This is a genomic window from Nitrospira marina, from assembly GCF_059568365.1.
Window position 1 is genome coordinate 3,649,262 of the sequence record NZ_JCANTH010000001.1, and the last position, 12,442, is coordinate 3,661,703.

The following is a 12,442-nucleotide window of genomic DNA, read 5'->3' on the forward strand; positions in this document are numbered from 1 at the left end:
ACTTTTTAGAACTGACAACCGCATCAAGACTGCAAGTCTTCTCGAACCAACTTTGGGTCGAGTTTAGCCAAGTAAGGAAGATTTCGATATTTTTGCTTAAAATCCAGCCCATATCCCACAACATAGGTCGAAGGCACTTCAAACCCCACATACCGCAAATCAACCTCCACCTTGCGATTGGCAGGCTTACTAATCAACGCGCAGACAGCCACAGAGGCCGGTTTCTTCTTCATCAACGTTTTGACTAAAAACTGAGCAGTTATTCCAGAGTCCACGATATCTTCTACCAGCAACACATGGCGATTATTGATTTTTTCTGTCAACTCTGACCACACTTTCACCTTTTTGGCCGAACTACCGATGGTTTTGTGACTTTTGGCAATCAGAAAATCAATCTGAATAGGCAATCGGATGACTCGAACAAGATCAGCAAAAAACACATAAGCCCCTTTGAGCACCCCGACAACCAAAAGGTCCTTGTCCTGATAATCCTGAGAAATTTGCTTTCCCAGATCCTTAATGCGCGACCTCATGGCTTCTTGCGTAACCAGTGGTTTTCCAAAGATTTGATCCATAGAGACTTCCATATTACATGATCATCCTGGCCATAACGACCGAGGTCGTAGATGATGAAACCTGAAAACGTTCATCTGCTCGTAATCCAGCAACCCAGACAATTCCCTCAGGCGCAACCAATAAAGGCACCTTCTTCCGCTGGGAACGGGGTAATTTAAGATCCGAAAAAAAATCCTGGATTTTTTTTTGTCGGCCACCAAGTCCCTTGGGACAAAAAACATCTCCAGGCATCCAACTTCGTAACATTAATTCAGGAGTAAATCTCGCCGGATCAAGATAAATCTCTGAGTGGTTCGCATGGCTATTCATTACCGGAGATAATTTTCTTGAAACCGAAAAACGGTGCCCCGTGGGGAACCAAACCACCTCACCAGGGATGGATAAAGGCATCACGCTCACACTGGAATAATCCTTTCCAGGTTGAGGCATTTCCTCACAGGAGCAAATCACCAGACGATCATATTCCTGCCCAACCCGCACGCCGTTATAGTCGATCGTCCAACCCGACTGCCCATGCTCTAATCGATCTAATACCCGCTCCACAAAGTCGAACCTTGGACTCTGCTGGTGTCCGGCAATGATCTGAAGACTCTGGCGGACCACCCTCCGACGAATAGGTAACGGTACGTTTAAAAGCGCCATACGGTCAAATTGCCGTTCTCCCATGGCGTCTGACACACACGTACGCTGGAACGCTTCATCCGCTAATGTCTCCAGGTATGCATGATCATCGCGTAGTATATGTGCCTGCCGGGTCAACACATTCACAATCCCGGGCGAGTACTGTTTTAACTGAGGAATCAGGTGCTGACGAATGCGATTCCGGAGGTACACGGGTTGAACGTTGGTGGAATCCAATCTGGCTTCCTCCTCCCTCTCCTTCAGATACGCCACAATCTCACTTCGATGGATATCAAGCAGGGGACGAACGACGTACATTCCTCGCTTGGGAGGGATGCCGCCTAATCCACCGGTTCCACACCCACGTAGCATCCACATAAGAACCGTCTCGGCTTGATCGTCTGCCGTATGACCAAGCACTAACTTTGTCGCCTTTCGGTCAAGGACCATCTGCTCTAATGCCCGGTACCGCGCTCTTCTGGCATATTCCTGGAGTGATTCCTTGTTCAATTTTGCGTCATCTTTATTCAGATGGAGCCGGCGAACCATAACCGGCACTCCAAATCTCTCACCTAAGTCCTGCACGAACTTCGCATCCCCTTCACTTTCAGCTCCGCGAAATCCATGGTCCACATGTCCAATACAGATGTCCCAATGCCACCGGGTGCACAGCTCTACCAAACATCTAAAAAGGGCCACAGAATCAGGACCGCCGGAAACCGCCGCCACGATCCGATCTCCCGACGCCAATAACCCCTTAGCCCGAATGGCCTGGTCAACTTTTCGTTCCATTCCAACAACGGGACTTAAACGATTCATCTATACACTTTCCCCCTGAACGACCGCAGGAATTCGGGGTCCTCCTGAATAGTTCCGCAGGATCTCCCTGGCTCGCCGGCCATCCTGGTCCATTTGACTCACGAGATCCTGGGAATTGGCAAACACCATATCCCCTCGCACTCTTTCAATAAAATGCACAGAAATATCTTCCCCATATAGCTGAAGAGTCTTATCAAACATATGCACTTCCAATAAACGTTCCTCTTCAGAAAACGTCGGCCGCGTGCCGATATAGGCAATGGAATCCAGACATTCCCCTTTCAACACTGTCAGAGTGGCATACACACCATCCGCAGGAAGAACACGATGCCCGGGGAGTCGAAGATTGGCCGTCGGCCATCCAAACTGTTTCCCCCGCTTCTCACCGGGAATCACAATCCCCTCTAACATATAGGGGCGCCCCAAACATTGTGCACCTTCCCTCACGTCTCCACCTGTCAGGCATTGGCGAATGCGGGTCGAACTCACCACCTTCTGTCCCACAATTACGGGCGCTATCGGTTCAACCGAAAAATCTGCTCGTGCCCCCAATTCAATCAAATCCTTCACTCCTCCACTTCGTCCCTTACCAAATACAAAATTTTCTCCAACAAACAGCTTTCGGATCCCAAGTCCGTCATGCAGAACCTGACGAACAAACTCATCCGGTCTCAGACTGGCTAACTCCATGGTGAAAGGGAGAATCACCAGCTCCCCGACTCCTAGACGTTCAAAAAACGCTATCTTTTCATGGTCATCAGATAAAAATTTATGGACAGAGCCGGGACGCAACACCTCGACAGGATGCGGAGCAAAAGACAATACCATAGGATATCCATTGACCTGCCGGGCGCAATCCACAACAGCCTGTACGAGAGCACGGTGTCCCAAATGCTGTCCATCAAAATTGCCAATGGTGAGAACAGGACAGGAAGCGGGACGAACCGTCGGTAATCCTCGAGAAATTTTCATACACCGTCACGGGTGAGGAGATATGCAGCCTCTTTGGCAAAATACGTGAGGATCAGATCCGCCCCTGCGCGTTTAATCGCGAGTAAACTTTCCATCATCACCGAAGCTTCATTGACCCAGCCTAACTGCGCACCAGCCTTGATCATGCTGTATTCCCCACTTACTTGATACGCCGCCACGGGAACGGCCACAAGTTCGCGCACTCGTCGCAGAATATCCAAATAAAACAAGGCTGGCTTTACCATCACGATATCAGCCCCCTCCTGAATGTCCAGTTCCACCTCACGCAAGGCTTCCCTCGCATTGGCTGCATCCATTTGGTAGGACCGTCGGTCCCCAAATGATGGGCTCGAAAAGGCCGCATCACGAAACGGGGCATACAACGCCGAAGCATACTTGGCAGAATAGGCCATGATGGGCATTTCAGAAAATCCCTGTTGGTCCAATGCCTGTCGAATCGCGGCAACCCGGCCATCCATCATATCGGAAGGAGCAACCATATCCACTCCCGCTTCCGCATGACTTAGCGCCATTGCCTGAAGGCACTCTAGTGTTTCATCATTGAGAATCCGGCCGTCTCGAACAATTCCGCAATGACCATGCGAAGTATATTCATCAATACACACATCGGTGATCACCATTAAATCGGGCAAATGGTCTTTAAGCACCCGAACTGCACGCTGAACAATCCCATCCTTCTCATAGGCGGAAGATCCACGCTCGTCTTTGTGTTCAGGAATTCCAAATAAGATGACGGCCGGAACCCCTAATTCCCAGGCATCTTTGGCTTCCTTAACGACCCGATCCACAGACCACCGCCATTGACCAGGCATCGAGGCGATCGGCTCTTGCTTATTCTCCCCAACGGTCACAAACAAGGGATAGATGAAATCAGCCGGATTCAGCTGCGTCTCCCTGACCATTCGGCGAAGTGATTCATGTTGCCGCAAACGACGTAAACGATGAACGGGAAACCCCATACTCGTCCTTACTTTCGAGGAAGATTTGTTAAAAAGACAACCAGATCCCGAACAGAGATCATCCCCACCATAGCTCCGGCCTGCGTAACTCCCAGGTGCCGAATATGTTCTCTAGCCATTAAATCATTTGCATCCAACAGGGTTCGATCCGCCTCGATACTGACAATCGGAGCGGACATAATTTTTTCGACCGTCGTCCGCATCGGGTCCGCACCCGCAGCGACCACACGTCGAACCAAATCCGTATCAGTTAAAATACCGATAATTTCCTCTCCACTGGTCACAATTACACTCCCGATTCCATTATCCCGCATCATTTCCGCAGCGGTCTTGACTAAAATATCCCGGTCAACTTTGACAATTTTGTCTACCGGGACCATACAAGATTTTACAGGAACCATGACGCTACTCCTCCCATCAATCGGTTAACAAAACGTGGTGCGCAGAACTTCCTCCACCATGAAATATTTTATGAAGACGATACCAATCGCGTATCCTTTGGATTTTGCTGGGCGTGAATGATTATGGCATCGACCAACGCCGGAACTGTATTTTCCAACGCCATGACATCCACCGACAGCCCTTCTTCCTGAACCGTTTGAGCGGTGATCGGACCAATGACGGCCACGATCAAATGCCGTGTTAATTCCTGCAATTCCTGACGATTCTCAAACAACTGGCAAAAATTTTTCACTGTTGAAGAACTGGTAAAGGTCACATACTGAATTTCGCTGTTGCGAAGTCGATCACGAAGAGGGCCCATGTCGACGATAGGAGGAAGAGCTTGATAGGCATGAACCACATGAACGGTGGCACCCATGGCCTTCAACTGGTCAGGAAGAATCTCGCGTGCCACTTTGGCTCGAGGAATCAGAATCCGTTGACTGGCGACCCCTAACCCGCCGAGGGCCTGCAAAATCCCCTCTGCCTGAAAATCTTGAGGAACCAGATCCGAAGCTATCCCCCAACGAGCAGCCTCTTCCCGGGTGCGAGGACCGATACAACACACATGGATTCCTGCCAAACTCCTCACATCTTTGCGATGAAACCAGAGACGTTCCATGAAAGATTGCACGCCATTCACACTCGTGAAAATCACCCAGTCGTATGTCGATATCGCAGCAATCGCCTCATCCACAGGTGCCCAGCTATCAGGAGGATGAATCTCCAACGTAGGACATTCCACCGGTTCCGCACCCTGCGCCGCCAGCAAATTTGAAAGAGCCGGCGCCTGGGCACGAGGTCTAGTCACTAAAACCCCATGTCCAAACAGAGGCCGTGATTCATGCCAGTTCAGTCGTTCACGTAACCGAACGACTTCCCCCACGACAATCACTGATGGCGGACTCATGTCTGCCTGAGTGGCTAATTCCACAATGTCTGATAACGTTCCCACCACTGTTCGTTGACGAGCATAGGTCCCCCATCGGATCACCGCAACGGGAGTCGTTGCAGGCTTGCCTTCCTGAATGAGCCGGTCCACAATCTGCGGAAGATTTTTCATGCCCATCAAGAAGACTAGAGTCCCTTCAGCCGAAGCGAAACGCGGCCATTCCATGGCACTCGATGGTTTGGTCGGATCTTCATGGCCGGTCACAAATGCCACCGTCGAGGCGAGAGTCCGGTGTGTCACGGGAATGCCGGCATAAGCCGGCACAGCCACCGCAGCCGTCACTCCGGGTACGACTTCAAAGGAGATCCCAGCGTCAGCGATCACCTCGGCTTCTTCACCTCCACGGCCAAACACAAAAGGGTCCCCCCCCTTGAGTCGCACGACACATTTGCCTTCTTGAGCTTTGGTAACCAACAAGGCGTGAATCTCTGCCTGATCCCGATAGGCACCACGCCCTTTTCTGCCGACATAAATACACTCGGCATGAGAAGGAGCAAATTTCAATAACTCTGGATTAGCCAAGTGGTCGTAGAGCACCACGTCAGCCTGTTCAAGACACTCTTTCCCTCGTAAGGTCAGCAACTTGGCATCGCCGGGCCCGGCTCCAACTAAAAACACTCGACCAGAGATGGCAACTGACTTGGTCATGCCATCCCATAAATTTCCTGGAGAATGGGCTGCGCCCCACTGTCCAACAATTGTTCAGCCACCTGCGTGCCAATTGATTCGGCTTCCCCCGCTGGTCCCGATTCCACTTGACGGATATATCGTTTCCCATCAAGGCTCGTGACTAGCCCGTCCAGAGTCAGGATGTCCCCGTGGAGAGTCGCATACCCCGCAATGGGAACCTGGCATCCGCCTTCCAATCCTGCCAGCAACGCCCGTTCGGCAGTGACCGCAACCCGAGTTGGCCGATGTTCAAACTGAGCGACCAGATCTCGAATCCACGCATCATCTTTCCTTCCTTCCAAGCCCAACGAACCTTGCCCAATTGCCGGCAGACTCACATCCACGGACAAATACTCCGTCACTTCCTGTTCCCATCCTAAGCGCTTGAGCCCGGAGGCGGCGAGAATAATGGCATCATACTGACCCTCGCGAACCTTTCTAAGTCGTGTATCAACATTCCCACGCAACATGGCAATCTCAAGATCGGGACGAGCATGTAACAATTGCGCCTGTCGTCGCAAACTACTGGTTCCGACTCGTGCACCGATCGGTAATGTCGCCAAGGTATAACCTTCACGGGCAATCAACGCATCCCTGGGATCCTCCCGCTCGGGAACACAAATAATCCCAAGTCCTTCAGGCAATTCTGACGGTACATCTTTCATGCTATGCACAGCCAGATCAATATCTCGTCTGAGCAACGCTTCTTCGATTTCTTTGACAAACAGGCCTTTTCCTCCAATTTTGGCCAAAGGCACATCTTGAATCTTATCTCCGCTGGTTTGAATGCGCTTCAGAATGACAGATATATCCGGAGCAAGGGCTTTGAGCTGACCTTGCACCCATTCGGCCTGCCATATAGCCAATTGGCTACCTCGTGTTCCCACAATGAGCGTAGACCGTGTTCGACTCTTCCCCTGATTCATACGCCATCCTTCTGCGGCATGGGCTCCTCGCTGACGCCATCACCTGTCTCATCTTCCAGGAGTGGAAACTCTCCGGAGTGTATCTCCCGTTCGCGAAGTTCAAAAAACCGGCGGGCGGCTTCAATAAACGCAAATCCATTTTGAGATTGCGCTTCCGATTTTAAGGTCACGACCGGGCCATGGAGTAATTTATTCACAATCGCCGAGGCCAGCCCTTCGATAGCAGCTCGCTCCTTCGACGACAATTCTCCCAGACGACCGAAGACTTTCTCCAACTCACCTTGTTTGATCTCTTCCGCTTTTTTTCTCAAAGCCACAATTGTGGGCGTTGCTTCCAGGCCACGAACCCAGGCGACCATACTTCCAACTTCTTCCCTGACCATGTGCTCGGCGGTTTCGGCTTCTTTCAATCGTTCTTCCTGGTTGTGCCCCACATGGGCTTTGAGATCATCAATGTCAAACACATAAGCGTTATCAACATCCTTGACCGCCGGATCAATATTTCGAGGCACCGTGATATCAATCAAAAACATGGGACGGTTCATTCGATGATACACCGCCATTTCGATATCATCCTTGGTAATAACATAGTGGGGAGCACCTGTGGCGCAAATCACAATATCCACTTTGGGTAGCGTGCTTCGAAGCTGTTCATAGGGGACCGCCTGTCCATGAAATCGCTCGGCCAATGTGAAAGCACGATGATGATTCCGATTGGTAATGAGGACCTCCCTTACACCCTGATTCACCAGGTGTTGTGCCGCCAACTTTCCCATCTCCCCGGCACCGACTAACAACACGACTCGTTGCTTCAGATTCGAAAAAACTTTTTTGGCTAATTCCACAGCGGCATAGCTGACAGAAACCGCATATTCCCCAATCCGCGTGTTCGTCCGGACACTTTTTCCTACAGAAATCGCTTTTTTGACGACCTTATTAAGAATGACCCCTGACGAACGATGGGTCAGAGCCAGCTCATAGGCTTCCTTGACCTGCCCCAGGACCTGGGGCTCTCCCACGACCATGGAATCTAAACTAGCCGATACACGAAATAAATGCGCGATGGCTTCATCATCACTATATCGATACAGGTGAGGGAGTAAATCCTCCGAAGATAAGGAGAAATGTGTTGAGACCAAAAAATCTTCCAATTGACGAAAACCCCATTCTCCCTTTTCCACGACGGCATACACTTCAACACGGTTGCAGGTCCCCAGATACATGGCCTCTTTAATTCCGGAATACGCCATGAGCCGACCCAACGCTTCTCCCATCCGGCTATCCTGGATGGCCAGTAATTCACGAAGTTCAACGGAAGCCGTCCGATGATTGAGGCCTAAAACGATAATATTCATAACGGTGACATCGGTTGAGGACTTTTGATAAGGATGCCGACAAAAGTCAAAATTACTCCGGCGAATCCCACAATGGTTAGATAAGCAGCTTTTTTCGCCCTCCATCCGGCCGTTACCCTTCCCATCAGGACCGCAAAATAAAAGAACCAGGTAATTAACGCCCAAATTTGCTCAGAGTTCCAACTCAAGTACGACCCAATCGTTAATTGGGCTGAAACGGCCCCCGTCAGAATTCCTAAGGTCAATAAGGGAAACCCAAAAAGGATAGATCGTTGATTGAGAGAATCTAAAAAATCCAGCGGGGGGAGCTTGAAAGCTAACACATTAAATTGTTTGGACTTCAAGAGACGCTCCTGCATCACATACATCAGCCCGGCCACAAAAGCCACAGCAAATCCAATGGTACCCAGGATACTCAATGTCACATGCACCCAGACCGTCTGAAAGACCGGGGCAAGGGTGCCGGCTGACTGAGGGGCCAGGGTTGCCGAAACGAGAGACAGAAAGGCCAGTGGAAGGATAAAGGCGCCCAACACTTCTAAGCCCCGTTTCAGGCCAACAACCAAAAAGACCAGCACTAACCCCCAGGCAAAAAATGACATCGCGTCCTTAAATGTCATAATAGGGACATGCCCCGTCGATACCATAGCCAAGATGAGTGCCGAGGTATGAGAAACAAACCCCAAACCTGTGGCCACAAGAGAAATTTTTGAGATGGCATCAGAACGGTGCCAGAGATACAAAAGAAAAAGGAGCGTGCCTCCAAAATAAAGGCCCATGGTGAGATATGGCAGTAATTCAGACATTGAACCACCTAGTAAAGAAACATGCACAGTGAGACATGTCGAGTATAGATCTGCATCTAGAGAAGGTCAAGAAAATCAATGAGTTACCAGCATTCCTTGGTAAACCAGAAATGGAAAATCAGATCGCGCATCCGCTTATTCAACGCCGGTAGTTCCACCACAAACATTGAAGGCTTGACCAGTTATTGCACTAGCCGCATGTGAGCAAAGATACAGAACGACACTGGCCACTTCCTCAGCTTTTGCCATTCTTTTTATCGGAATCGTACTAATCGCGTTTTCACGAAATTCATCCGGGGAAACCCCAAGGCTGGCGGCAGTTTCTTCGATACCCTGCTTGGCCATGGCGGTATCCACCCACGTAGGGCAAATGGCATTCACCGTTATGCCCTGGGATTATGCCCTGGGAGGCGACTTCCAGTGCCAGAGCTTTGGTGAACCCTAAAATGCTATGCTTGTCTGTACAATAGGCCAAATACCCTGCCACGCCAAATCGTCCCAAGACGAAGGAAATATTCACGACTCGTCCATAGTAGTGGGTGAGCATATGTGGAATAGCAAGTTTCGAAACCAAGTAACTGCCTGTTAGATTCACCTAAAGAATATTCTGCCATTTGGAATCATCCGGATCATGGATCGGCTTTTGACCTGATGCTCCTGCGTTGTTAACGAGAATGTCCAGCCTCCCAAACTTCTGGATCACCCTCTCCATGGTACGCTCAACATCGACCCGTTGGGTCACATCGCATGGTACCGAAAGCACCTCTCCGCCAGCCTGAATAAGATCGCCTGCTGTGCGCTCAAATTCTTCCACACGTCTTCCACAAATAGCGACTCCCACCTGTTGCCCCACTAACCCCCGGGCAATGGCACGTCCAATGCCCACTCCACCTCCCGTAACCAGAGCCACCTGACCTTTCAAACTATGGATGTCACCCATCCTTCATATCCTTATCAATTGGCAACTGAGTGACGAGGTGTGTACGACTGGATCCTCCTGGACAATGGCAGGCTCACGCAGTACCATCTCCAACCTTGCCCTACATCATTTTCCCTCAATAAACCATGACCGGAACGCTCTATATTGTCAGCACACCTATCGGAAATCTGGAAGATATGACCTTCCGGGCTATCCGCATTCTACAGGAGGTAGCCATTATTGCAGCCGAGGACACACGTCGCACACAAAAACTCTGCACCTATTATCACATCGGCACACCACTCACCAGTTATCACGATTTCAACAAAGAGGAGAAAACCGACATTCTCCTCCATCGACTCCAGGAAGGAAGTTCCGTTGCCTTGGTTTGCGATGCGGGGACCCCTCTTATTTCTGATCCGGGGTTTTATCTGGTTCGCCAGGCGATCAAGTCAAATATTCCACTTATCCCTATTCCAGGACCATCCTCCGTTCTGACGGCATTATGCGTGTCAGGTTTGGCAACGGATCGATTTATTTTTGAAGGATTTGTGCCCAGAAAACCAGGGGCAAGGGAAAAATTTTTCCAAAATCTTAAAGAGGAAAAAGGTACCATAATTGTCTTTGAAACCCAGCATCGAATTCTCAAAACTTTACAAGTCATCATTACCGTCATGGGAAACAGACACATCGTACTGACGCGGGAACTGACAAAACTCAACGAAGAAATTCTACGGGGAGAAATTGAAGACGTGGTTCAACAGTTACAAGGTAAATCGATTAAAGGAGAAATAACTCTTTTAATTCAAGGCTTACCTCAAAGGAGTAAAAGGCAATTGGAACCATTACTTGAAAGCTCCAGCTCGACCTCCATCACCCACTTACCTTCTGTATAACCACACGGTAGTAATGGTCAACTTTTTCCTGGTTAAGGATCTGGTGACCCTCATTGGTAATGCTTTGCGGGACATTTCGAATTGGTTCGCCTTCATCCAACAACACCCTCAACTGATCACCGCTTTCTAAAGATTCCAGCTTTAGCTTCGTCTTCACAAAGTTATAGGGACAAATTACACCTCGAAGATCCAATTCCTCCATGGTCTCTCAATCTTCTCCCGCCGACGGCTTATTAACAGAAAAAATTTACTTCCTTTAGTCCTAATTGATTTCATGGGCCAAATAACAAAAGAGCGTGCCGGATTTTGACCGGCACGCTCTTTTACACTACAAAAATGGCTGGTTATCAGAAACCTATTGAACGGTTCCCTTGTTAAAGTTCTTGCGATCATCGCCATAGTCCGTGGCAATGGTCTTATCTGTCTTTTCATTGACGGTGGACGGCTGAGGGGCACATTGCCAACAAGGAGCAGCACCAGTCACTAAACCAATTTCACTGGTAATACCTGACTTTACCTCCCCTGGCTGTACTGAACCCTCTGGCATTCCAGTGTAGGATCCACTCTTGACTGTGAGACCCCTTGAAGCGTATGGATCTGGTTTTTGACCAAATCCGCCACCAAAGCCTGGATTATCGGCTCCTCCCAACAATTGACTTCCCTTTAACACATACACATCACGAACCAATTTCCGCCCAGTTCCAAATTTTTGGTCCTCGGAAGTTTCATTGGCCGCTTGGATCGTGACGTAATCACCCTTACCAATAGCTTTAAGATTCGCCATGTTGGTTTTGTTGTCAAAATACAGCTCTTTTAAGTTCAAGGCACCACGAAGGGTTTGCCGTTCATCATGGGAACTTCCTCCCATATCGAGCCACAGCCTTCCCCCTGCGTAATCAATACCGACAACTTCACCCTGAATCGTTTCATCTGCTGAGAGGTACCGCAACATGTCGTCTTGGTCCATCACTCGTGACCTGTCGCCTACACCTTGAGAGTCTCCGACACCAGTCCCATACCCTACATGCTGAGGTGGACGCTCTTGCGCCACCGCCACGCTCACCGAGCCTGCAAAAATCATTGCTAATCCAAAATACCCTACCTTCCGCATGTGGCTCCTCCTTGGAAGTGTGAGTGAATAATCAAAAAAACGAACTAATTCAGATATACGATTTTATTTCATGATCAAGGGCACCAACTATAGTCAAGGCGGTAGCCCCTGTCAAGTCAATTCTTGCCTTTAAATCCTTGAAGAACATACCCGAAATTTCACTTAAAGGCTTACACTGTTTTTTCCATTTTTCTCAATTTTAATTGAATCCCAAAGACAGTAATGGTGCCCGGAGGGAGGGTCGAACTCCCACTCTCGTGAAAGAACCGGATTTTGAGTCCGGCGCGTCTGCCAGTTCCGCCATCCGGGCAAGGCCATCTTCACCTGCGATATCTACCATGAACCTCTATGCAGGTCAAACAGGATATGCTGACCCGCTTCTCCTATATTTAAATTATT

General features: G+C 49.5%; 13 protein-coding genes, 1 tRNA gene and 1 pseudogene. 1 reads left to right on the plus strand and 14 read right to left on the minus strand.

Translation table 11 applies throughout. The annotated features are described in order from the left end of the window. Positions 1 to 23 precede the first annotated feature (23 nt). The 11 genes and pseudogenes from hpt to LX98_RS15580 all read right to left on the minus strand — a co-directional run bounded on the left by hpt (position 24) and on the right by LX98_RS15580 (position 10,057). Positions 24 to 575, minus strand: a complete 552-nt coding sequence (gene hpt, locus LX98_RS15530) for a hypoxanthine phosphoribosyltransferase (protein ID WP_496429769.1) — start codon at positions 573 to 575, stop codon at positions 24 to 26. Positions 576 to 588: 13 nt separating this feature from the next. Beyond that, positions 589 to 2,016, minus strand: coding sequence for a tRNA lysidine(34) synthetase TilS (gene tilS, locus LX98_RS15535; RefSeq protein WP_496429770.1), 1,428 nt, complete (start codon positions 2,014 to 2,016; stop codon positions 589 to 591). Then, entirely contained in the window at positions 2,017 to 2,988 is a 972-nt protein-coding gene (locus tag LX98_RS15540; protein ID WP_496429771.1) for a bifunctional riboflavin kinase/FAD synthetase, read from the minus strand. It lies immediately after the preceding gene. Then, a complete protein-coding gene (gene hemB / locus LX98_RS15545; RefSeq protein ID WP_496429772.1) occupies positions 2,985 to 3,968 on the minus strand; it encodes a porphobilinogen synthase in 984 nt (327 codons plus the stop codon). The genes LX98_RS15540 and hemB overlap by 4 nt, the downstream gene beginning before the upstream one ends. 8 nt (positions 3,969 to 3,976) lie before the next feature. Continuing rightward, the gene (locus LX98_RS15550; protein ID WP_496429773.1) at positions 3,977 to 4,369 is read right to left on the minus strand and encodes a CBS domain-containing protein; all 393 of its coding nucleotides are present in this window, start codon (positions 4,367 to 4,369) and stop codon (positions 3,977 to 3,979) included. A gap of 68 nt (positions 4,370 to 4,437) precedes the next feature. Continuing rightward, a complete protein-coding gene (cobA, locus tag LX98_RS15555; protein WP_496429774.1) occupies positions 4,438 to 6,009 on the minus strand; it encodes a uroporphyrinogen-III C-methyltransferase in 1,572 nt (523 codons plus the stop codon). After that, a complete protein-coding gene (gene hemC / locus LX98_RS15560; RefSeq protein ID WP_496429775.1) occupies positions 6,006 to 6,956 on the minus strand; it encodes a hydroxymethylbilane synthase in 951 nt (316 codons plus the stop codon). The genes cobA and hemC overlap by 4 nt, the downstream gene beginning before the upstream one ends. Then, positions 6,953 to 8,311, minus strand: coding sequence for a glutamyl-tRNA reductase (hemA, locus tag LX98_RS15565; protein WP_496429776.1), 1,359 nt, complete (start codon positions 8,309 to 8,311; stop codon positions 6,953 to 6,955). The genes hemC and hemA overlap by 4 nt, the downstream gene beginning before the upstream one ends. Then, a complete protein-coding gene (locus LX98_RS15570) occupies positions 8,308 to 9,117 on the minus strand; it encodes a cytochrome c biogenesis protein CcsA (protein ID WP_496429777.1) in 810 nt (269 codons plus the stop codon). The genes hemA and LX98_RS15570 overlap by 4 nt, the downstream gene beginning before the upstream one ends. A gap of 135 nt (positions 9,118 to 9,252) precedes the next feature. Next, complete coding sequence (locus LX98_RS15575; protein ID WP_496429778.1) at positions 9,253 to 9,498, minus strand: SDR family oxidoreductase; 246 nt, start codon at positions 9,496 to 9,498, stop codon at positions 9,253 to 9,255. Next, a pseudogene (locus LX98_RS15580) lies at positions 9,407 to 10,057 on the minus strand (SDR family NAD(P)-dependent oxidoreductase). Before LX98_RS15580 ends, LX98_RS15575 begins: the two are co-directional and overlap by 92 nt. 125 nt (positions 10,058 to 10,182) lie before the next feature. Between LX98_RS15580 and rsmI the strand changes: the two are divergent. Next, positions 10,183 to 10,932 (plus strand): 16S rRNA (cytidine(1402)-2'-O)-methyltransferase, encoded by a 750-nt coding sequence (gene rsmI / locus LX98_RS15585; RefSeq protein ID WP_496429779.1) that lies wholly within the window; start codon positions 10,183 to 10,185, stop codon positions 10,930 to 10,932. On the opposite strand, the gene LX98_RS15590 is transcribed toward rsmI, so the two are convergent. From LX98_RS15590 to LX98_RS15600, 3 genes are all read right to left on the minus strand, one after another. Beyond that, positions 10,910 to 11,134: a sulfurtransferase TusA family protein gene (locus LX98_RS15590; RefSeq protein ID WP_496429780.1), complete on the minus strand. Its 225-nt coding sequence runs from the start codon at positions 11,132 to 11,134 to the stop codon at positions 10,910 to 10,912. The two genes, rsmI and LX98_RS15590, sit on opposite strands and share 23 nt — an antisense overlap. Before the next feature lie 153 nt (positions 11,135 to 11,287). Further along, positions 11,288 to 12,043 carry a hypothetical protein gene (locus LX98_RS15595; RefSeq protein ID WP_496429781.1) on the minus strand — a complete coding sequence of 252 codons (756 nt, stop codon included), beginning with the start codon at positions 12,041 to 12,043 and terminating at the stop codon, positions 11,288 to 11,290. Between the two features lie 223 nt (positions 12,044 to 12,266). Then, positions 12,267 to 12,353, minus strand: a tRNA-Leu gene (locus LX98_RS15600). Between the last annotated feature and the right edge of the window lie 89 nt (positions 12,354 to 12,442).

Excerpts from the sequence above, each read along its gene's own strand:
- hpt (WP_496429769.1), bottom strand. The coding sequence starts at position 575 with ATGGATCAAATCTTTGGAAAACCACTGGTTACGCAAGAAGCCATGAGG.
- tilS (WP_496429770.1), bottom strand. The coding sequence starts at position 2,016 with ATGAATCGTTTAAGTCCCGTTGTTGGAATGGAACGAAAAGTTGACCAG.
- LX98_RS15540 (WP_496429771.1), bottom strand. The coding sequence starts at position 2,988 with ATGAAAATTTCTCGAGGATTACCGACGGTTCGTCCCGCTTCCTGTCCT.
- hemB (WP_496429772.1), bottom strand. The coding sequence starts at position 3,968 with ATGGGGTTTCCCGTTCATCGTTTACGTCGTTTGCGGCAACATGAATCA.
- LX98_RS15550 (WP_496429773.1), bottom strand. The coding sequence starts at position 4,369 with ATGGTTCCTGTAAAATCTTGTATGGTCCCGGTAGACAAAATTGTCAAA.
- cobA (WP_496429774.1), bottom strand. The coding sequence starts at position 6,009 with ATGACCAAGTCAGTTGCCATCTCTGGTCGAGTGTTTTTAGTTGGAGCC.
- hemC (WP_496429775.1), bottom strand. The coding sequence starts at position 6,956 with ATGAATCAGGGGAAGAGTCGAACACGGTCTACGCTCATTGTGGGAACA.
- hemA (WP_496429776.1), bottom strand. The coding sequence starts at position 8,311 with ATGAATATTATCGTTTTAGGCCTCAATCATCGGACGGCTTCCGTTGAA.
- LX98_RS15570 (WP_496429777.1), bottom strand. The coding sequence starts at position 9,117 with ATGTCTGAATTACTGCCATATCTCACCATGGGCCTTTATTTTGGAGGC.
- rsmI (WP_496429779.1), top strand. The coding sequence starts at position 10,183 with ATGACCGGAACGCTCTATATTGTCAGCACACCTATCGGAAATCTGGAA.
- LX98_RS15590 (WP_496429780.1), bottom strand. The coding sequence starts at position 11,134 with ATGGAGGAATTGGATCTTCGAGGTGTAATTTGTCCCTATAACTTTGTG.
- LX98_RS15595 (WP_496429781.1), bottom strand. The coding sequence starts at position 12,043 with ATGCGGAAGGTAGGGTATTTTGGATTAGCAATGATTTTTGCAGGCTCG.